At 68.4% G+C, this 20,061-nt stretch carries 21 protein-coding genes; 16 read left to right on the top strand and 5 right to left on the bottom strand.

The annotated features are described in order from the left end of the window. Positions 1–34: 34 nt before the first annotated feature. The 4 genes from HMF7854_RS14355 to HMF7854_RS14340 are packed head-to-tail and all read left to right on the top strand — an operon-like array spanning position 35 to position 2,139. Positions 35–826, top strand: a complete 792-nt coding sequence (locus HMF7854_RS14355; protein ID WP_126719826.1) for a F0F1 ATP synthase subunit A — start codon at positions 35–37, stop codon at positions 824–826. 25 nt (positions 827–851) lie between these two features. Then, on the top strand, positions 852–1,079 hold the full coding sequence (locus HMF7854_RS14350; RefSeq protein WP_126719825.1) for a F0F1 ATP synthase subunit C: 228 nt from the start codon (positions 852–854) through the stop codon (positions 1,077–1,079). Positions 1,080–1,109: 30 nt separating this feature from the next. Then, a complete protein-coding gene (locus tag HMF7854_RS14345) occupies positions 1,110–1,604 on the top strand; it encodes a F0F1 ATP synthase subunit B family protein (RefSeq protein ID WP_126719824.1) in 495 nt (164 codons plus the stop codon). Continuing rightward, positions 1,597–2,139 carry a F0F1 ATP synthase subunit B family protein gene (locus HMF7854_RS14340; protein WP_126719823.1) on the top strand — a complete coding sequence of 181 codons (543 nt, stop codon included), beginning with the start codon at positions 1,597–1,599 and terminating at the stop codon, positions 2,137–2,139. Before HMF7854_RS14345 ends, HMF7854_RS14340 begins: the two co-directional genes overlap by 8 nt. A gap of 233 nt (positions 2,140–2,372) precedes the next feature. Here HMF7854_RS14340 and HMF7854_RS14335 read toward each other — a convergent pair whose 3' ends face one another. Both HMF7854_RS14335 and paaZ read right to left on the bottom strand, forming a co-directional pair. Continuing rightward, positions 2,373–2,555 carry a hypothetical protein gene (locus tag HMF7854_RS14335; RefSeq protein WP_126719822.1) on the bottom strand — a complete coding sequence of 61 codons (183 nt, stop codon included), beginning with the start codon at positions 2,553–2,555 and terminating at the stop codon, positions 2,373–2,375. 193 nt (positions 2,556–2,748) lie between these two features. Continuing rightward, positions 2,749–4,776 carry a phenylacetic acid degradation bifunctional protein PaaZ gene (gene paaZ / locus HMF7854_RS14330; protein WP_126719821.1) on the bottom strand — a complete coding sequence of 676 codons (2,028 nt, stop codon included), beginning with the start codon at positions 4,774–4,776 and terminating at the stop codon, positions 2,749–2,751. 86 nt (positions 4,777–4,862) lie between these two features. Between paaZ and paaA the strand changes: the two genes are divergently transcribed. From paaA to HMF7854_RS14285, 9 genes are all read left to right on the top strand, one after another. After that, the gene (gene paaA / locus HMF7854_RS14325) at positions 4,863–5,843 is read left to right on the top strand and encodes a 1,2-phenylacetyl-CoA epoxidase subunit PaaA (RefSeq protein ID WP_126719820.1); all 981 of its coding nucleotides are present in this window, start codon (positions 4,863–4,865) and stop codon (positions 5,841–5,843) included. Next, the gene (paaB, locus tag HMF7854_RS14320; RefSeq protein WP_126719819.1) at positions 5,840–6,142 is read left to right on the top strand and encodes a 1,2-phenylacetyl-CoA epoxidase subunit PaaB; all 303 of its coding nucleotides are present in this window, start codon (positions 5,840–5,842) and stop codon (positions 6,140–6,142) included. Before paaA ends, paaB begins: the two co-directional genes overlap by 4 nt. Then, positions 6,142–6,966 carry a 1,2-phenylacetyl-CoA epoxidase subunit PaaC gene (paaC, locus tag HMF7854_RS14315; RefSeq protein ID WP_126719818.1) on the top strand — a complete coding sequence of 275 codons (825 nt, stop codon included), beginning with the start codon at positions 6,142–6,144 and terminating at the stop codon, positions 6,964–6,966. The genes paaB and paaC overlap by 1 nt, the downstream gene beginning before the upstream one ends. Next, a complete protein-coding gene (locus tag HMF7854_RS14310; RefSeq protein WP_239017001.1) occupies positions 6,960–8,036 on the top strand; it encodes a 2Fe-2S iron-sulfur cluster-binding protein in 1,077 nt (358 codons plus the stop codon). Before paaC ends, HMF7854_RS14310 begins: the two co-directional genes overlap by 7 nt. A gap of 21 nt (positions 8,037–8,057) precedes the next feature. After that, complete coding sequence (locus HMF7854_RS14305; protein ID WP_126719817.1) at positions 8,058–9,260, top strand: amino acid aminotransferase; 1,203 nt, start codon at positions 8,058–8,060, stop codon at positions 9,258–9,260. 125 nt (positions 9,261–9,385) lie between these two features. Next, positions 9,386–10,099, top strand: coding sequence for an SRPBCC family protein (locus tag HMF7854_RS14300; protein ID WP_126719816.1), 714 nt, complete (start codon positions 9,386–9,388; stop codon positions 10,097–10,099). A gap of 12 nt (positions 10,100–10,111) precedes the next feature. Then, complete coding sequence (locus HMF7854_RS14295; RefSeq protein WP_126719815.1) at positions 10,112–11,332, top strand: zinc-dependent alcohol dehydrogenase; 1,221 nt, start codon at positions 10,112–10,114, stop codon at positions 11,330–11,332. A gap of 11 nt (positions 11,333–11,343) precedes the next feature. Further along, entirely contained in the window at positions 11,344–11,619 is a 276-nt protein-coding gene (locus tag HMF7854_RS14290) for a hypothetical protein (RefSeq protein WP_126719814.1), read from the top strand. Between the two features lie 11 nt (positions 11,620–11,630). Beyond that, positions 11,631–12,407 (top strand): SDR family NAD(P)-dependent oxidoreductase, encoded by a 777-nt coding sequence (locus tag HMF7854_RS14285; RefSeq protein ID WP_126719813.1) that lies wholly within the window; start codon positions 11,631–11,633, stop codon positions 12,405–12,407. Positions 12,408–12,428: 21 nt separating this feature from the next. Here HMF7854_RS14285 and HMF7854_RS14280 read toward each other — a convergent pair whose 3' ends face one another. Next, positions 12,429–13,148: an SDR family NAD(P)-dependent oxidoreductase gene (locus HMF7854_RS14280; protein WP_126719812.1), complete on the bottom strand. Its 720-nt coding sequence runs from the start codon at positions 13,146–13,148 to the stop codon at positions 12,429–12,431. 26 nt (positions 13,149–13,174) lie between these two features. Then, complete coding sequence (gene purF / locus HMF7854_RS14275) at positions 13,175–14,629, bottom strand: amidophosphoribosyltransferase (protein ID WP_126719811.1); 1,455 nt, start codon at positions 14,627–14,629, stop codon at positions 13,175–13,177. 122 nt (positions 14,630–14,751) lie between these two features. Here purF and HMF7854_RS14270 point away from each other — a divergent pair, with 122 nt between their 5' ends. From HMF7854_RS14270 to HMF7854_RS14260, 3 genes are read left to right on the top strand one after another with little or no spacing between them, the layout of a single operon-like run. Beyond that, on the top strand, positions 14,752–15,156 hold the full coding sequence (locus HMF7854_RS14270) for a hypothetical protein (RefSeq protein ID WP_126719810.1): 405 nt from the start codon (positions 14,752–14,754) through the stop codon (positions 15,154–15,156). A gap of 31 nt (positions 15,157–15,187) precedes the next feature. After that, positions 15,188–15,571 carry a MerR family transcriptional regulator gene (locus tag HMF7854_RS14265; RefSeq protein WP_126719809.1) on the top strand — a complete coding sequence of 128 codons (384 nt, stop codon included), beginning with the start codon at positions 15,188–15,190 and terminating at the stop codon, positions 15,569–15,571. A gap of 3 nt (positions 15,572–15,574) precedes the next feature. Then, a complete protein-coding gene (locus tag HMF7854_RS14260; RefSeq protein ID WP_126719808.1) occupies positions 15,575–17,371 on the top strand; it encodes an acyl-CoA dehydrogenase C-terminal domain-containing protein in 1,797 nt (598 codons plus the stop codon). Here HMF7854_RS14260 and HMF7854_RS14255 read toward each other — a convergent pair. Next, positions 17,368–20,052 (bottom strand): EAL domain-containing protein, encoded by a 2,685-nt coding sequence (locus tag HMF7854_RS14255; RefSeq protein WP_126719807.1) that lies wholly within the window; start codon positions 20,050–20,052, stop codon positions 17,368–17,370. The genes HMF7854_RS14260 and HMF7854_RS14255 overlap by 4 nt on opposite strands. Positions 20,053–20,061: the final 9 nt, after the last annotated feature.

Genomic DNA, 20,061 nt, shown 5'->3' with positions numbered 1-20,061 from the left:
GGCGCGCCGGCCAAACGCGTAGAGGGACTAAAGCGTGGCGGCCGAAAGCGGCAAGATCGATCCGATGCACCAGTTCATGATCGAACCCCTGTTCGGTCGCGACTGGACGATTGCCGGTCACAATATCGCCTTCACCAACTCGGCGCTGTGGATGGCGCTGACGTTCGTCGCGCTGTGGATCTTCATGATGGGCGGCATGCGCCGCGAGCTGGTGCCCGGCCGCTGGCAGGCCGCGGTCGAGGGCTTCACCGGTTTCATCACCAACATGATGGACACGAACATCGGGCCCAAGGGCCGTCGCTTCGTGCCCTATGTCTTCTCGCTGTTCATGTTCATCCTGTTCGCCAACATCCTCGGCATGCTGCCGGTGGCGCTGGTCCCGGGCTACCATCCGTTCGCGGTCACCAGCCACCTGACGGTCACCGGGATCCTCGCGATCCTGTCGTTCTCGATCGTCCTGATCGTCGGCTTCGCCAAGCACGGCTTCCACTTCTTCAGCCTGTTCGTGCCGCACGGCGTCAAGGGACCGATGGCCGCCGCCATCTTCCCCATCGAGCTGGTCAGCTTCCTGATGCGGCCCTTCTCGCTTGGGCTGCGGCTGTTCGTCGCGATCACCGCCGGGCACATCCTGATGGAAGTGCTCGCCGGCTTCGTCGTCAACGGCATGAACGCTTCGGCGGGCTGGGTGCCGCTGGTCGTCTCGATCCCCAGCTTCGTGCTGATGATCGGCATCACGCTGCTCGAGCTGCTCGTCGCCGCCATCCAGGCCTATGTCTTCGCGCTTCTGACGTCGCTGTACCTCAACGACGCCATCAACCTTCACTAAGCCTTTCAGACAGGAGTTACACATCATGGACGCAAACGCCGCCAAGCTTCTCGGTGCCGGTCTCGCCGCGATCGGCGTCGGCATGGCCGCCCTCGGGGTGGGCAACGTGTTCGGCTCGTTCCTCGAGAGCGCGCTTCGCAACCCGGCCGCCGCCGACAGCCAGCAGGGCCGCCTGTTCATCGGCTTCGCCGCGTCGGAGCTTCTCGGCCTGCTCGCGTTCGTCGTCGCGATGATCCTGCTGTTCGTCGCCTAAGCGACGGATAGAAGCTCGGTAGGGTCGGCCATGCCTCAGATCAGCCAGCTCGGCGAAGTCTATGCATCGCAGCTGTTCTGGCTGGCGATCTTCTTCGGCGCGATCTTCGTCGTGATCGGTGTCGGCATGCTGCCGAAGATCCAGTCGACGGTGGACGCGCGCGACTCCAAGATCGCCGGCGATCTCGCGGAAGCCGGCAAGGCCCGCGAGACGGCCGACCGGCTCGAGGAAGAATATCGGGCGGCGATGGACAAGAGCCGGGCAGACGCCGCCAAGCTCGCGGCCGACGCCAAGGCCGCGGCCGCGCAGGCGACCGAGGCCCGGGTGACCGAGGCCGACCGCTCGATCGAGGGTCGTAGCCAGGACGCGCTCGCCCGGATCGCGGAGAGCCACCGCTCGGCGCTCGCCGAGATCGAGGCGGTCGCGGCCGAGGCGACCCAGGCGATGGTCGAGCGGGTGGCCGGCTTTGCCGTCGACCCGGCCGCCGCCCGTGCCGCCGTTTCGCAGGAGCTGGTCCATGGCTGAGCCGCACGTCGCATCGACCGAGGCGCCGTCGGGTGAGCATGCCGAGGCGACCGCCTTCGGGCTCGCCGCGCCGGGGATCGTCGCGCTGGCGATGGTCGTCGTGATCGTCATCCTTCTGTGGAAGAAGGTGCCGGGCGCGATCGGCAAGAGCCTCGACGGCAAGATCGCGGCGATCCGCGAGCAGCTCGACGAGGCCGCCGCGCTGCGACGCGAGGCGCAGGCCATCCGCGCCGAATATGAGGTCAAGGCCCAGGCTTCGGCGGAGGATGCCAGGCACCTCCTCGAGCGCGCGCACCACGAGGCCGAGCAGATCCTCGCCAAGGCGAAGGAAGACGCCGAGACGCTGGTCGAGCGCCGCGGCCGGATCGCCGAGGACAAGATCGCCGCCGAGGAGCGCGCCGCGCTCGCCGAGCTGCGCGCCACGACCGCCGACGCCGCCGCCCGAGCCGCCGCCCGCCTCATCGCCGAACGCGGCGACGGCAAGGCCGACAAGGCGCTGGTCGACCAGGCGATCGCCGGGCTGGGACGGCGCTAAACACGCTTGGTCGTCACCCCGGCGAAGGCGGGGCCCCGCGAGACTAGCCGCAACATCCTCGCCACCTGAGATCCCGGCCTTCGCCGGGATGACGAGCGGTTACGGCCGATTTTCCGTCAGCAGGCCGTAGCTCGCGACCGGTTCGTTTTTCCGGTTAAAAATCGAGACCGCCCGGTCCCACACCCTTCTTCATGCCGCTCGAAAAATGTCTGCTTTGGGTGGATAGCGGACGCTCAGACGCGCTTCGCGATGGCACTTTCGAGCCAATGAATTCGCTTATGCCACTGCTTCGACATCTTTGTGGACTGAGGAATTGAAAGGCGCATCCTCGACCGCTGAAGCTCGGTTTGCAGCTCTTCTAAACTCAGAGCCGCCAATTCTTCGTCCGTATGCGGAACGCCTGAACGCTTGCCCATTCAGAACTCCTGCCCCGTTCACCGAATGTCCGCAACGGGTCGTAAGCAGACATCCCCGCTCCGTCATGCTGAACTTGTTTCAGCACCCATCGACTTACCGACCGGTCGCTTTCACCATGGGCCCTGAAACGAGTTCAGGGTGACGGCTGGATTTGCGTCCGTGCGTCTCTTCCGGGTCGCTTCCGGACATGCTTTAAGGCAGATTCTCCGTCAGCAGGTCGTAGGTCGCGACCAGCTCGTTTTTCTGGTTGAAGATCTCGACCGCCCAGCGGACCACGCCGGTTTCCTCGCTCTTGAGCGACTTGGACCGGACGGTCAGCTCGACCCGCATCGAATCGCCGGGATAGAGCGGGGTCAGGAAGCGGAGGTTCTCCAGCCCCGTGTTGGCGAGCACCGGGCCCGGCGCGGGGTCGACGAACAGGCCGGCGGCGAAGCTGAGGATGAGATAGCCGTGCGCGACCCGGCCGCCGAAGATCGGCGAGGCCTTCGCCGCCTCCTCGTCCATGTGGGCGTAGAAGGTGTCGCCGGTGAAGTGGGCGAAATGCTCGATGTCTTCGAGGGTGACGGTGCGGCTCGCGGTCCGCAGCGTGTCGCCGACGTGGAGGTCGCGCATGTGCTTGCGGAAGGGGTGCGAACCCTCGATCACATGCTTGGGGCCGCCGGGGATATACTGGCCGCTGATCGCCGCGATCATCGCCGGCGAGGTCTGGATCGCGGTGCGCTGCATATAGTGCTTCACCCCGCGCACCCCGCCCATCTCCTCGCTTCCACCGGCGCGGCCGGGGCCGCCGTGGACGAGGACGGGGAGGGGCGAGCCGTGGCCGGTCGATTCCTGGTGGTTGTCGCGGTCGATGACCAGCATGCGCCCGTGGAACGCCGCAGCGCCGAGCACGAAGTCGCGCGCGGCCTCGGGCGAATGGGTGAACAGCGACAGGGCGAGGCTGCCCTTGCCGCGATTGGCGAGCGCGATCGCGTCGTCGAGGTCGCGGTAGGGCATGACGGTCGAAACCGGGCCGAACGCCTCGACGTCGTGGATCGCCTCGCAGCCCCAAGGGTCGTCGGCGCGGAGCAGGACCGGCGCGAAGAAGGCGCCGCCGTCCGGACCGATTTCCGCGTCGGGGTCGCCCGCCACCACCCTCGCACCGGCGGCCTGCATCTCGCCGATCTTGGCTCGGACATCGTCGCGCTGCGCGGTGCTGACCAGCGCGCCCATCCGGCTCGCCTCGTCACGCGGATCGCCGATCTTCAGGGACGCGAGCTTGTCGCGGATCGCCGCCTCGACCGCGTCGAGATGCTCGACCGGCGCCATGGCGCGACGGATCGCGGTGCACTTCTGGCCCGCCTTCACCGTCATCTCGATGACCACCTCGCGGACGAACAGGTCGAACTCGGGGGTTCCGGGCGCGGCATCGGGGCCGAGCAGCGAGGCATTGAGGCTGTCCTGCTCGGCGACGAACTTGACCGATTCGCGCATCACCACCGGATGGCTTCGAAGCTTGGCGGCGGTGTGCGCCGAACCGGTGAAGCTCACCACGTCCTGCCCGGTCAGATGGTCGAACAAATCGCCGACCCCGCCGACGATCAGCTGAAGCGCGCCGGGCGGAAGGATCTCCGCCTCGTCCATGATCCGGACCGCCGCCTCGGTGAGATAGGCCGTCGCGCTCGCCGGCTTCACGATCGCCGGAACGCCCGCGAGGATCGTCGGGGCGAGCTTTTCGAGCATGCCCCAGACGGGGAAGTTGAAGGCGTTGATGTGGACCGCCGCGCCCTGCAGCGAGGTGTAGATGTGCTGGCCGACGAAGGTACCTGTCTTGCCCAGTGGCTCGAGCGGGCCGTCGAGCAGCACCCTGGCGTCGGGCAGCTCGCGCCGGCCCTTGGACGAGAAGCTGAACAACGTACCGGCGCCGCCCTCGATGTCGATCCACCCGTCCTTGCGGGTCGCGCCGGTCTGGTAGTTGAGCTCGTACAGCTCGTCCTTGCGCGCCATGATCGCGAGGCCGAGTGCCTTGAGCATGCGCGCCCGCTCGTGGAAGCTCAGCCGCCGCAGCGCCGGGCCGCCGACCTCGCGGGCGTGGCGCAGCATGGCGGCGAAATCGAGCCCGCCCGAGCCGGTCGTCGCCACCGTCGCCCCGTCGAGCGCGGAAGCGAGGGGGACGAGGCTGGCGGAATCGCCGGCGATCCAGCGGTCGAAGGCGAAGTTCAGGAGCTGCGTGGTTTTCATGCGCGCCGTCCTGCGCCCGCGATGCACCCCGCGCAACCCGCGCCGCCCGGTTTGAATGCGCGGCCCGGCGTCGCTACATGGGGGCGATGTACACGACCGAGCTCAGCAAGAGCGCCGAGGTGCGCGCCATCGAGGATCCCGAGCTGCTTGCCGCCTTCGAGGCGCGGGTAGCGGCCGACGAGTTCATCGAGCCCAAGGACTGGATGCCCGAGGCCTATCGCCGGACCCTTACCCGGCAGATCAGCCAGCATGCGCACAGCGAGATCGTCGGAATGCTACCCGAGGGCAACTGGATCACGCGGGCGCCGAGCCTGCGGCGCAAGGCGATCCTGCTCGCCAAGGTGCAGGACGAGGCGGGGCACGGCCTCTATCTCTACTGCGCGGCGGAGACGCTGGGGACCAGCCGCGAGGAGATGATCGAGGCGCTGCACTCGGGCAAGGCCAAGTACAGCACCATCTTCAACTATCCGACGCTGACCTGGGCCGACATCGGCGCGATCGGCTGGCTGGTCGACGGCGCGGCGATCATGAACCAGGTCCCGCTGCAGCGGACCAGCTACGGCCCCTACGCCCGCGCGATGGTCCGGGTGTGCAAGGAGGAGAGCTTCCACCAGCGCCAGGGCTATGAGCTGATGATGGCGATGGCGAACGGCACGCCCGAGCAGCAAAGGATGGCGCAGGACGCGCTCGACCGCTGGTGGTGGCCGAGCCTGATGATGTTCGGGCCGCCCGACGCCGACAGCCCCAACACGGCGCAGTCGATGCGCTGGCGGATCAAGCGCGAGACCAATGACGAGCTCCGCCAGAAGTTCGTCGATATCAGCGTCCTGCAGGCCGAGTATCTCGGGCTCAAGGTGCCCGATGCCGACCTCCGGTGGAACGAGGCCAAGGGCGGCTACGACTATGGCGAGATCGACTGGGACGAGTTCTACGCGGTGGTGAAGGGCGAAGGCCCGGTCGCCCGCGAGCGCATGGCCGCGCGCCGCCAGGCGTGGGAGGACGGCGCCTGGGTCCGTGAGGCGGCCTCGGCGCACCAGGCGAAGCGCGCCGCGAGGAAGGCTGCGTGAGCAGTGGCGGCGCGGGATCAGGGGACTGGCCGCTGTGGGAAGTCTTCGTCCGGGCCAAGGGTGGCCTGGCGCATCGTCACGTTGGCAGCGTTCATGCTCCTGACCAGGAGCTCGCGCTCGCCCATGCCCGCGACACCTACACCCGGCGACAGGAAGGGGTGAGCCTGTGGGTGGTGCGCTCGGCGGACATCGTCGCGAGCGACCCCGACCAGGCTGGCGAATTGTTCGAGCCCGCCGCCGACAAGGTTTACCGCCACCCGACCTTCTACGACATCCCCGACGTGGTGAAGCATATCTGATGCCGTCGCTTCCGCCGATCCGACCCGAGGACGAGGCCATCGCCGCGCGCATCAAGCCGACCGGCGCGTTCGACGCGCCCGGCGAGGAGGCGCATGTGTCCGACCGCCGCGACTATCTGATGCGGCTGGGCGACGACGCGCTGGTGCTCGGCCAGCGGCTCAGCGAATGGTGCGGCCACGCGCCGTCGGTCGAGGTCGACCTCAGCCTCGCCAATATTGCGCTCGACCTCATCGGACAGGCGACCTTGCTGCTCGGCGCGGCGGGGGATGCCGATGCGCTCGCGTTTCGCCGGGACGTGCTCGATTTTCGCAACTGCTGGCTGGTCGAGCAACCCAACGGCGACTTCGCCCGGACGATGGCGCGGCAGCTGCTCTTCTCGACCTTCCAGCACCTCCTCTATCAGCGACTGACCCAGAGCGAAGACGAGGCGATCGCCGCGGTCGCCGCAAAGGCGGTCAAGGAAGTCGCCTACCACCGCGAGCTTGCCGCCGACTGGGTCGTCCGGCTGGGCGACGGGACCGAAGAGAGCGCGCGGCGGATGGCGGACGGGTTCGACTGGTGCTGGCGCTTCGTGCCCGAGCTGTTCGAGGTCGACGAAGCGCTCGACCGGCTGATCGGGCGGGGCATCGCCGCCGACCCGCGCGCCATCGAGGCCGACTATCGCGCGGCGATCGCCGCTACGCTGGCGGAGGCGCAGCTCGAACAGCCGCGCGACCAGCGGCCGATCCTCGGCGGGCGCCGGGGCCACCACAGCGAGCATCTCGGCCACCTACTCGCCGTCATGCAATATCTTCCCCGGACTTACCCCGACGCACAATGGTGACCAAGGACTTCTACCCGCTCACCGTTGCCGAGATCGTCGAGGAGACCGACGAGGCGCGCTCGATCCGCTTCGCCGTGCCGCCCGAGCTGGTCGACACGTTCAACTTCCGCGCGGGCCAGCACCTTACGCTGAGGACGCTGATTGGCGGCGAGGAAGTGCGCCGCAACTATTCGCTGTGCGTCGCGCCGTTCGACCGCGAGCTCAAAGTCACGGTTAAGCAGATCGCCGGCGGGGCCTTCTCGAACTGGGTCGCGGCGAGCCTTCGGGCCGGGGACACGCTCGACGTCATGCCGCCGCACGGCAGCTTCACCGTTCCGTTCGAGGCGTGCCAGGCCAAGCGCTATGTCGGGATCGCCGGCGGATCGGGGATCACCCCCATATTGTCGCTGATCCGTACCGCGCTGGGCACCGAGCCGGAGAGCCGCTTCACGCTCTTCTACGGCAACCGCGACAGCAACAGCATCATCTTCCTCGAGCAGCTGGCGGCCTTGAAGGACCGCTATCTCGGCCGCTTCGAGCTCTACCATTTCCTTGCCGAGGAAGAGGGCGACGTCGCGCTGTTCAACGGCATGCTCGACGAGGCCGCCTGTTCGGGCGCGATCGAGGCCCTGGTCGACGATCCGCACGATGTTGCCGCCTGGTTCATCTGCGGCCCCGGCCCGATGATGGACGCGGCCGAGGCGGCGCTGCTGGCGAAAGCGGTGGCGCCCGAGCGGATCCATATCGAGCGCTTCACCGCCGGTCGCCCGTCCGCCGCGCTCGCCGCGCAGATGGCCGAGCTGCAGAGCCAGGCGAGCGGAGTGACGATGAGCGTCACGCTCGACGGCCGCACCCGCCGCGTGCCCTTCGCGGCAGGCAACATCCTCGACTCCGCGCGCGAGGCGGGGCTGCCCGCGCCGTTCGCCTGCAAGGCCGGAGTCTGCGCCACCTGCCGGGCGCGGGTGACCGCCGGCGAGGTCGAGATGGCGGTACACTACGGCCTTACCGACGAGGAGGTTGCGGCGGGCTATGTGCTGACCTGCCAGTCGGTCCCGAAAGGGGAAGGGGTCGCGGTCGACTACGACGCCTGAACCGGCTAGACGCGCCGCATCATGCTGACCCAAACGACCACGCATCGCCGCCTGGCCGACCTGGCGCCCGTCACCACCGATTCGCTGCTGGCGCTGATCGCGCTGTGCAACGCCGATCCGCGCACGGACAAGATCGACGTCGGCGTCGGTGTCTACCGCGACGGGGAGGGAAGCACGCCGATCCTCAACGTGGTCAAGGACGCCGAGCGCAAGCTGTTCGAGACGCAGGAGACCAAGTCCTATCTCGGCATGAACGGCGACGCGCGCTTCACCGAGCTGCTGCGCCCGATCCTGCTTGGCGAGCATGCGGGCGACAGGGCGATCCAAGGGCTGCAGACGCCGGGCGGCTGCGGCGCGCTGGTGCTCGCGTTCAAGCTGATCAAGGCGGCCAACCCGGACGCGCGGGTGCTGGTCGGCACCCCGACCTGGCCCAACCATATTCCGATCATTCGCGGGGTCGGGCTCGAGATCGTCGAATATCCCTACTATGACCGCGACGGCTGCGCGATCCAGTTCGACGCGATGCTCGCCGCTTTGCGCTCGGCGCGATCGGGCGACGTGGCGCTCCTTCATGCCTGCTGCCACAATCCGACCGGTGCGGACCTCAGCGAGCAGCAGTGGGACCAGGTCGTCGACGCGGTGGTCGAGCGCGGGCTGCTGCCGATGGTCGACATCGCCTACCAGGGTCTCGGCCGCGGGCTCGACGAGGACGCCTATGGCCTCCGCAAGCTCATCGCCAACTGCGACGAGGTGCTGGCGGCGCAGAGCTGCGACAAGAATTTCGGCGTCTATCGCGACCGCGTCGGATCGCTGTGGATCAAGACCGCGGCGGAGGAGAGCAGCACCACCGCGATGAAGACGGTGATGCAGCTCGCGCGCGAGATGTGGTCGATGCCGCCGGACCATGGCGCCGCCGCGGTCCGGATCGTCCTCGACGATCCCGCCACCGCCGCTGCCTGGCGCGAGGAGCTGGCCGGCATGCGCGACCGCATCAACAGCCTCCGCGCGCGGTTCGCGGCAGCGGACCCGCGGCTCGCCTTCATCGCCGACCAGTACGGCATGTTCTCGATGCTGCCGCTGTCGAAGGATCAGGTGCTCGAGCTGCGCGAGAAGCACGCCATCTACATGGCCGACAGCGGGCGCTTCAACGTCGTCGGCATGTCGGACGCGGCGGTGGACCGCTTCGTCTCCGCCGTCTCGACCGTGCTCGCGGGTCGGGCCTGAAGCGGACCGACGCGCTGCCACGGCGGCTCGTCGTATCGACGTCGCGGAGTTCCGTTCCGGGCGGCGAACGGTAGGAACGCGCTTACCGACGATCGGTTGACCAACCTGGAAAGAGAGGGTTGGCCATGGCCGAAGCGCACCGCGGACCTCGCGACAGGAATAATCGAAACGACAGTAGTTCAACCACTTCGACGGCGCTGATCGGCGCCGGGATCGCCGCGGCCGCTGCCGGTGCCGCGCTGTTCTTCTCGAAGCTGGCGCGCGATCAGGACGATGATGGCGTGACCATCTCGGACGCTCCCGACCATGTCCTGCGGGGCAAGGCGGCGAAGAACGAGGACAAGCCGCTGGTCGGCCGCACCGTGACGATCGGCAAGCCGCGGCAGGAGCTGTACGAGTTCTGGCGGGACTTCACCCGCTTCCCGCAATTCATGGACAATGTCCGGACGATCGAGAAGCTCGACGAGCAGCGCTCGCGCTGGACGATCGAGGCGCCAGCCGGCGCGACGGTCGAGGTGATCGCCCGGATCGTCGAGGACAAGCCGGGCGAGCGGATCGTCTGGCAGTCCGAGCCGGATTCACAGATCGAGACCCGGGGGCAGGTCGAGTTCGCCGACGCGGCGCCGGGCCGCGGGACCTTCGTCCGGCTGCTGATGAACTATGAGCCGCCCGCCGGCGAGATCGGCCGGCTGGTTGCCAAGCTGATGCAGCGCGAGCCCAACGTGCAGGCGCGCCGCGACCTGCGCCGCTTCAAGTCGCTGATGGAGACGGGCGAGGTCTCGACCAACGCCTCGCCGTCCGGCCGCAAGTCCGAGTCCCCGACCGAGCCCCGAGTTTAGGAGAAGATCCCCATGCGTGCACTCACCTGGCACGGTCGCCACGACGTTCGCGTCGACACCGTTCCTGATCCCGAGATCGTCAACCCGCGCGACGCCATCATCAAGGTGACCTCGACCGCGATCTGCGGCTCGGACCTCCACCTCTACGACGCCTACATCCCGACGCTGCGCGCCGGCGACGTGCTCGGCCACGAGTTCATGGGCGAGGTGGTCGAGGTTGGCGCCAAGTCGACGCTCAAGAAGGGCCAGCGCGTCGTCGTCCCCTTCACCATCAGCTGCGGCAGCTGCTTCTTCTGCGAGAAGCAGCAGTTCAGCGCCTGCGACAACTCGAACCCGGCCGAGACGGCCGACATGTCCGAGACTCTGATGGGCCACCCGATGGGCGCGGCGTTCGGCTATGCGCACCTGACCGGCGGCTACGCGGGCGGCCAGGCGGAATATGTCCGCGTGCCCTATTCGGACGTTGGGCCGCTGGTCGTTCCGGATCATCTGGAGGACGACAAGGTCCTATTCCTGTCGGACATCCTTCCGACCGGCTGGCAGGGCGCGGTCAACGCCGACATCGAGGAGGGCGACACGATCGCCGTCTGGGGCTGCGGCCCGGTCGGCCTGTTCGCGATCCAGTCGGCCTTCGCGCTGGGCGCGCACCGAGTCATCGCGATCGACCATTACCCGCGCCGGCTCGAGCTCGCAAAGCAGATGGGCGCCGAGATCCTCGACTATCGCGAGGTCAACGTGCTCGAGGCGCTCAACGAGCTGACCGGCGGCATCGGCCCCGACGCGGTGATCGATTGCGTCGGTATGGAAAGCCACGGGCTCGCTATCGACAATATCGTCGACACGGTGAAGGCGCATAGCTTCCTCGGCACCGACCGGCCCCACGCGCTGCGGCAGATGATCATCGCCTGCCGCAAGGGCGGGCGGGTCTCGATCCCGGGCGTCTATGGCGGGTTCGTCGACAAGTTCCCGCTCGGCGCTCTGATGGAGAAGGGGCTGCAGGTGAAGAGCGGCCAGACCCACATGCAGAAGTGGATGAAGCCGCTGCTCAAGATGATCGAGGAGGGCAAGCTCGACACCACCTTCTTCATCTCGCACCGGGCCCCGCTCGAGCAGGCGTCGGAGATGTACCGGCACTGGCACGACGAGCAGAACGACTACACCAAGATCGTCCTCAAGCCCGACATGGCGCTGCCGAAGGCCGAGCAGCGGCAGTCGGCCGCGGCAATCGCCTAGGGAGGCCCGACATGTCTTCGGCGAAACCCACCACCAACCATGACGAGATCCGCAAGTGGGCGGAGAGCCACGGCGGCAAGCCGGCGCGCGTCGCCTCGACCGCCAAGGGCGGGACAGGCGGCGTCCTCCGGATCAACTTCGACGAGCCCGGCGGCGACGATGACGACCGGCTCGAGGAGATCGGCTGGGACGAGTGGTTCAAGACCTTCGACGACAGCGATCTCGCGCTGCTGCACGGCGGCGGCGAGAGCCGCTTCAACAAGCTCATTCAGCGCCAGGACGCGTAAGGAGTAAGACCATGGCCAACAAGCTCGCCATTGTGACCGGTGCCTCGAGCGGCATCGGTCTCGAACTCGCCAAGCTCGCCGCCCAGGACGGCTACGACCTGATCGTCGCCGCCGACACGCCGTTCGTCGATGCCGGCGCGGGGCTGCAGGACCTCGGCGTCAACGTCGAATCGCTCGAGGCCGACCTGTCGACCGACCAGGGCGTCAAGCAGCTGCTCGACCGGGTCGGCGGACGCCAGGTCGACGTGCTGGTCGCCAACGCCGGCCACGGCCTCGGCCACGCCTTCCTCGACCAGGACCCGCAGGACTGGCGGCACGTGATCGAGACCAACATCACCGGCACGCTGCTGCTGATCCAGCCCGTGGCGCGGGCAATGGTCCAGCGCGGCGACGGAAAAATCCTCATCACCGGCTCGATCGCCGGGCATCTCGCCGGCAGCTTCCAGGCGGTCTACAACGGCTCCAAGGCGTTCGTGGACAGCTTCGCGGCGGCGCTCAACAACGAGCTCAAGGACACGGGCGTCACCGTCACCTGCCTCAAGCCGGGGGCGACCGAAACCGAGTTCTTCCACCGCGCCGACCTCGACGATACCAAGGTCGGGCAGGCCAAGAAGGACGACCCGGCCGAGGTCGCCAAGACCGGCTGGGAAGCGATGAAGGACGGCAAGGAGTCGGTCGTCTACGGGCTCAAGAACAAGCTTCAGGTGCTTGCTTCCGGAGTCCTCGGCGAATCCCAGACCGCCGAGCTGCACCGCCAGCAGGCCGAGCCCGGCAGCGGCAACCAGTAAAAACGGCGGGCGCGTCGGGGCTCAGCCCTCGACGCGCACCCGCTGGCCGGTCGGCCCGTCGCCGGTGACGAGGTCGAGCACGGCGCTTCCGACCACTTCCGGTCCCTTCAGCGTTTCCGGTTCCTCGCCGGGAAAGGCCAGTGCGCGCATCCGGGTGCGGGTCGCGCCGGGGTCGACGATGTGAACGCGCAGGCGGCCGGCATGGCTCGTCTCTTCCGCATAGCTGCCGAGCAGGGTCTCGAGCGCCGCCTTCGACGCGCCATAGGCTCCCCAGAAGGCGCGCGGGGTGCGCCCGACCGACGATGTCACGCCGATCACCTCCGCCCTGTCGCTGCGCCGGAGCAGCCGGTCGAACGCGGCGATGAGCGCCTGGCTCGACCCGACGTTGAGCGAGAGCAGGCGGCTGAACTCCTTCGCTTCGATATGCTCGACCGGCGTCAGCGAGCCCAGCATGGCGGCGTTCAGCACCAGGAGGTCGAGCTGGCCCCAGCGATCCTCGATCGCCGCCGCCAGCTTGCCGATGCTGTCGCCGTCGAGCAGGTCGAGGGGCGCGATGGTGGCGCTGCCGCCGGCCTGGTGGATCCGTTCTTCCACCTCCTCCAGCCCGGCCGCGGTCCGCGCGACGAGGATGACGTGCGCGCCGGCGCGACCGAAGGCTTCGGCGATCGCCGCCCCGATCCCGCGGCTCGCGCCGGTGACGAGGGCGAGGCGGCCCTCCAGTGGCTTGTTGCTGTCGGTCATTCGAGCGCCCTTAGACGCTCGCGTCGCTAGCGGGAAGCGACCAGCGCGAGCGCCTTCTCGTCCGCGGCTTCCTTGTCGATGAGGTCGGTCAACCGGGTCGGATAGTCGCCGCTAAAGCATGCGTCGCAGCGCTGCGGCGCCGCGGCGTCGCGCGCGTCGCCCATCGCCCGGTAGAGCCCGTCCAGGGAGACGAAGGCGAGGCTGTCGGCGTTGATGTAATCCTCCATCGCCTCGATCCCCATCTGCGCGGCGAGGAGCTTGGCGCGCTCCGGCGTGTCGACACCGTAAAAGCAGCTGTGCCGGGTCGGGGGCGAGGCGATCCGCATGTGGACCTCGCGCGCGCCCGCGTCGCGCATCATCTGGACGATCTTCACGCTGGTAGTGCCGCGGACGATCGAGTCGTCGATCAGCACGATCCGCTTGCCATGGATCAGCGCCGAATTGGCGTTGTGCTTGAGCTTGACGCCCAGGTGGCGGACCCCGTCGGTCGGCTGGATGAAGGTCCGCCCGACATAGTGCGAGCGGATGATCCCCAGCTCGAACGGAATGCCGCTCGCCTGGCTGTAGCCGATCGCCGCCGGGACTCCGCTGTCGGGGACGGGGACGACATAGTCGGCCTCGACCGGCGCCTCGCGGGCAAGCTCGGCGCCGATGTTCTTGCGCACCTCGTAGACCGACTTGCCCTCGGCGACCGAGTCGGGCCGGCTGAAATAGACATGCTCGAAGATGCAGGGACGCGCCTGGACCTTCTGGAACGGCCGGAAGCTGCGGATGCCGCTGTCGTTGACCAGCACCAGCTCGCCCGGCTCGACGTCGCGCAGGTAGGTCGCGCCGATCACGTCCAGCGCCACCGTCTCGCTGGCGAAAATGGTCGCCTCGCCGAGCTTGCCCATGACCAGCGGGCGGATGCCGAGCGGATCACGGGTGGCGACCAGCCCGTTCGGCGTCAGGACCAGCAGCGAATAGGCGCCCTCGACCTGCTTCAGCGCGTCGGTCAGCCGGTCGAGCGGCGTGATGTAGCCGGAGGTCGCGACGAGGTGGATGATGACCTCGGTGTCGCTGGTCGACTGAAAGATCGAGCCGCGCCGGTTGAGCGTCCGCCGCAGCTTCATCGCGTTGGACAGATTGCCGTTGTGGGCGACCGCGAACCCGCCCTCGCTGAGCTCTGCAAACAGCGGCTGGACGTTGCGCAGCGCGGTCTCGCCGGTGGTCGAATAGCGGACGTGGCCGATCGAGGTGCGCCCCGTCAGGCTGCGGATGACCTCCTCGCGGTCGAAATTGCCGGCGACATGGCCCATGGCGCGGTGGGTGTGGAAGCCGTGACCGTCGAAGCTGGTGATCCCGGCGGCTTCCTGCCCGCGGTGCTGCAGCGCGTGCAGCCCGAGCGCGACGAAGCTGGCGGCGCCATCGGCTCCCCAGATCCCGAAGATTCCGCACTCTTCGCGCAGCTTGTCGTCGTCGAAGGGATTGGTCGTCAGCATGATCGCCCGCCCGAACCTGTCAGATGTGATGAGAGTCGCGCCTCTAGCGCAGCGCGTCGCCTTTGTCGCGCTCAGCCTGAACCGGGGTTGAAGCGGCGGCAGACTTCCCGCACCGAGGAGCGATGCGTCGCCTTGCCCTGCTGCTCGCCCTGCTGCTCCCGTCCTGCTCGGCCAAGGAGGCGGCCGCACCGAAGGCGGAGCAGGCGCTCTACGCCGGTCAGGGCCGCGACCGGCTGTGCCTGTCGGGGGAGCGGGCCGGCCTCATCACCTATGGTGCCGGCGATCTCAACTGCTCGGTGAGCGGGACCGCATCGCGGCAAGGAGACCGGCTGGTGCTGGTGCCGACCGGCGATCCCGCCTGCCGGATCGAGGCCAGCGTCGCGGGATCGACACTGACGCTCGGAGCGCGTTCGCCCTCCTGCTCCTTCTACTGCGCGCCGGGGGCGGACTGGGCCGGCAAGCGCTTCATCCGCTCCCCCGGCCAGCCGGCCGAGGCGCGCGACCTCGCCGGCGATCCGCTCTGTTGACCTTTACGGAAAGGTAAAGTAAGGCCGCGGCATGGCGACCGTAGCGACCGACCGCGAGCATCATTTCTCGATCGGCGAGCTGTGCGAGGAATTCGGGGTGACCGGCCGGGCGCTCCGCTTCTACGAGGACGAGCAGCTCATCGCCCCGCTCCGCCGCGGCACCCAGCGGCTCTACACCGAACGCGACCGTGCCCGTCTCGCCTGGATCCTGCGCGGCAAGCGCGTCGGCTTCAGCCTCGCCGACATCAAGGAACTGCTCGACCTCTACGATCTCGGCGACAACCGCGAGACCCAGCGGCTGCGCACCGTCGAGCGCTGCCGAGTCCAGATCGCCTCGCTCGAGCGGCAACGCCGCGACATCGACGCGACCATCGCCGAGCTCGACGACTTCATCCGCCTTCTCGACAGGGACTGAGCCATGCCGATCTACAACGCCCCCGTCCGCGACACCCGCTACGTGCTCGACCATGTCGTCGAGCTCGGCCGCTATTCGAACGTGCCCGGCTTCGCCGACGCCACGCCCGACATGGTCGAGGCGATCCTGGCCGAGGGCGCGCGTTTCGCCGAGGAAGTGCTGGCGCCGCTCAACCGCACCGGCGACGAGGAAGGCTGCACCCGTCACTCCGACGGCTCGGTGACCACGCCGAAGGGCTTCAAGGATGCCTATCGCCAATATTGCGAGGGTGGCTGGACGACGCTCTCGGCCCCGCAGGAGTTCGGCGGACAGGGCTTGCCGCAGGTCCTCGCGACCGCGCTCAGCGAATATGTCCTGTCCGCCAACCAGAGCTTCGAAATGTACCACGGCCTCACCGCCGGGGCGATTGCCGCACTGCTGGTGAAGGGGTCGGACGAGCAGAAGCAGACCTATCTGCCGAACATGATCGCCGGCACCTGGACCGGGACGATGAACCTCACCGAGCCGCATTGCGGGACCGATCTCGGGCTGCTCAAGACGCGCGCCGAGCCGCAGGCGGACGGCAGCTACCGGATCACCGGGACCAAGATCTTCATTTCGTCGGGCGAGCACGACCTTGCCGAGAACATCGTCCACCTGGTGCTCGCCAAGATCGCGGGCGCGCCGGACAATGTGAAGGGCATCTCGCTGTTCGTCGTCCCCAAGTTCCTCGTCAACGCGGACGGGTCGCTAGGCGAGCGCAATGCGCTGTCGTGCGGCTCGATCGAGGAGAAGATGGGCATCCACGGCAACTCGACCTGCGTCATGAACTATGACGGGGCGACCGGCTGGCTGGTCGGCGAGGCCGAGAAGGGGCTCGCCGCCATGTTCATCATGATGAACGCCGCTCGGCTCGGGGTCGGGCTGCAGGGCCTCGCGCAGGGCGAGATCGCGTACCAGAATGCCGTCCAATACGCGAAGGACCGCCGCCAGGGCCGCGCGCTCAAGGCCGACCAGCGCGACTCCGAGGCGAAGGCCGACCCGCTGTTCGTCCACCCCGACGTCCGCCGCATGCTGATGGAGGCGCGTGCCTACAACCAGGCGGCGCGGGCGCTGGTGCTGTGGGGCGCCCTCCAGGTCGACCTCAGCCACAAGGCGGTGGGCGAAGAGGATCGCCAGCGCGCGGACGATCTCATCTCGCTGCTGACCCCGGTCATCAAGGGCTATCTCACCGACAAGGGCTTCGACGTCGCGGTGGACGCGCAGCAGGTCTACGGCGGCCACGGCTACATCCGCGAATGGGGCATGGAGCAGTTCGTCCGCGACGCCCGCATCGCCCAGATCTACGAGGGCACCAACGGCGTCCAGGCGATGGACCTGGTCGGCCGCAAGCTCGCGCAGAACGGCGGCCGCGGCATCCGCGCCTTCTTCGAGCTGGTCCGGCAGGACATCGCCGAGGCGCAGGGCGCCGGTGATCCGGCCGGAGTCGCCGCACCGCTCGCGTCCGCGCTGGGCGAACTGCAGGCGGCCACCATGTGGCTGGCGCAGAACGGCATGGCCGATCCCGACAATGCCGGGGCCGGGGCCTATGCCTACATGGACCTGCTCGGGCTCGTCAGCTTCGGCTGGATGTGGCTGAAGATGGCGGGGATCTCGGCGCGGCTGAAGATAGAGCCGGGCGAGGACGGCGAGTTCCACGACGCCAAGCTGATCACCGCCCGCTTCTTCGCCGAGCGCGAACTGCCCGCCGCGGCGTCGCTTCGCCGCAAGATCGAAGCGGGCGCGGCGAGCCTGATGGCGCTCCCGGTCGAGGCCTTCTAGCCGGCGGCCCGGTTGAGATAGGCCGGGCGTACCACTGGGGTCGCCTGGCCGCTCGGCTTGACCGGGGCCAGCCGCGTCAGCTCGAAATTGTCGGCGAACTGGACGCCGAAGCGGCCCGCCGCCGACCAGCGCACCGCGCCGGTGACCGGGCCGACGCCGACGATGTCGAGCACGATCGTCTGGCCGGGCGCGACCGGCTCGTCGCACTCGATCAGCGCGCCCATCGCCGAGATGTTGCGCAGCCGGACCTCGACCTTGACCCCGTTCACCCCCGCGATCGCGCGCCGCATCAGCCGCTGCCGCGGCTCGCGGATGCACTGGAATCCCTCGGCCTCGACCGACTTGGCCCGCGCCAGTTGCCCGGCGATCTCGGCATCGCCCGGCTTGCCGAAGATGTAGCCCTGAATCTGGCTGCACCCGAGGTCGCGGATCAGCTGCAGGTCGTCGTGGGTCTCCACGCCCTCCGCCACCGTGTCCATGTTGAGGCTTTCCGCCAGCGTCACGATGGCGCGGATGATGGCGCTGTTGCGGCTGCTCGGCGAGGCCGCGCCGCGCACGAAACTCTGGTCGATCTTGATCTTGTCGAACGGCGCCTTCTTCAGATAGCCGAGCGACGAATAGCCGGTCCCGAAATCGTCGAGCGCGAGCCGGACGCCGAGGTTCTTCAGCCGGGCGAAGGTCTCGTCGGTGGCGTCGCCCTCGGCGAGGAAGACGCCCTCGGTGATCTCCAGCTCCAGCCGCCCCGGGCGAACGCCGCTCTCCCCCAGCAGCCGGTCGATAACCCCCACGATCCCCGGATTGTTGAACTGGATCGGCGACAGGTTGACCGCGATTCGGACCCGGTCCGGCCAGCGCGCCGCTTCCGCCAGCGCGGTCTTGAGGACCCACTCGCCAATCTTCCCGATCATCCCGCATTCCTCGGCGAGCGGGATGAACTTGGCGGGCGAGATCGCACCGCGGCTGGCGTGGGTCCAGCGGACCAGCGCCTCGAACCCGGCGACGTCCTCGCCCACCGCGCGAACGATGGGCTGGTAGCAGACCGACAGCTCGCCCCGCTCGAGCGCCTGGCGAAGGTCGTTCTCGAGCAGCTGGCGGTCGGACGCCTCGCTGTGCATCGCCGGCTCGTAGAAGCAGTGCTTGCCGCGCCCGGCGCCCTTGGCCGCGTAGAGCGCGAGGTCGGCGTTGCGGACCAGCGCGTCGGCGCAGGTGCGGCCGGGGTCGCCGATCGCCACGCCGACGGACGCGCCGATGGTCACCCGGTGCCCCTCGATCCGGTAGGGCTGCGACACCTGGTCGATCAGCGTCCGGGCAAGCGACTCGAGCAGCCCGATATCCACTGTTCCGGGGAGCACCGCCTTGAACTCGTCGCCGCCCAAGCGGCCGACCTGGCCATGGTCCCCCATCACCGACTTCAGCCGCTCGGCGACCTGCTTGAGCAGCGCGTCGCCGACCGGATGGCCGAGCGTGTCGTTGACGTTCTTGAAGCGGTCGAGGTCGATCAGGAACAGCGAGCAGCCCCGCTGCCGCCGTGCAGCGTTGCGGAGGGCCTCGTCGAGCGTCTGCCGCATCATCGCCCGGTTGGGCAGGCCGGTCAGCGAATCGAACCGCGCGAGCCGGCTGATCTCCTGCTCGTTGCGGCGCTGCTCGGTAAGGTCGGCGCCGATCCCGCGGAAACCCAGGAAGCGGCCGTTCTCGTCGAAGATCGGGTTGCCCGACAGCGACCAGTGGATGTCCTCGTTGGTCGCGGCGCGGACCACCACCTCGGAGAAGGGGAAGCGCGCCGACAGGTGGAAGCCGAGCGTCCGCTCCTCGCGCAGCGCGTCGCCGCTGCCGTTGTCGACCGAGAGAAGGTCGGTGAACTGCCGCCCCAGCAGCGCCTCCGGAGTCGTCTCGAAGTCGTCGGCCAGCTGCTGCGACACGTAGGACAGGGTACCCGCGCTGTTGGTTTCCCAGAACCAGCCGCGCCCGCTGCTCTCGAACTCGGCGACGAACTGGAGCGCCTTCTTGGCCTGCCAGTCGAGACGCAGCCGGCGCCGCGCCGCGGCGATCATCTGCTGGGTCTGGCTGACGCTGTAGCCGACAGCCGCGAGGCTCAGCGCGGCCACCGCGCCCGTCGCGGCCGGCGAGCGGGCGAACAGCGCCGCCCCGGTCGTCGCCATCAGCGCATTGACGATCGCGACCGGCGGCGAACCCACCGCGATGATCGCCTGCATGCACAGCCCTGCGCCCAGCGACAGGCCGAGCAGGCCCGCGTCCCCGCGCCCGCCGAAGTCCGTCAGCACGCCGGCGAAGAAGATGAACAGGGTGCTCGACGAGGCGACGTAGAGCATCAGCGTGCGCATAATGGTGAAGGGGCGGAGGCCTGGTTCGTCCTTGAATCGGAACAGCATCGCCACGCCGCCGTCGAGCAGAATGGCGAGGATCAGCGGGGCGAGGGCCGAGGCGTTGCCGGCCAGGGTCGCCGAACCGTCGATCAGCAGCAGGGCCGCGCCGATGATGCAGTGGCTGACGAACAGCAGCAGCGGGGCGAGGGTGAAGTTTTCCGAACGTTTCTCGGCCACCACCTCGTCGTCCGAGGTCGGCGGAGCGACGATGTCGAAGGTCAGCGCCTCGCCGATCGTCGCCTTGGCGTCGAGCATCGGCTCGGCTGCAACCCTGTTCCCGAAAATGGCGTGACGCATGCTTCCCCA

Source organism: Sphingomonas ginkgonis (genome assembly GCF_003970925.1).
Classification (GTDB): Bacteria; Pseudomonadota; Alphaproteobacteria; order Sphingomonadales; family Sphingomonadaceae; genus Sphingomicrobium; species Sphingomicrobium ginkgonis.
Note: the sequence above shows the minus strand (reverse complement) of the source record. Positions and strands in the feature narration are given on the sequence as shown.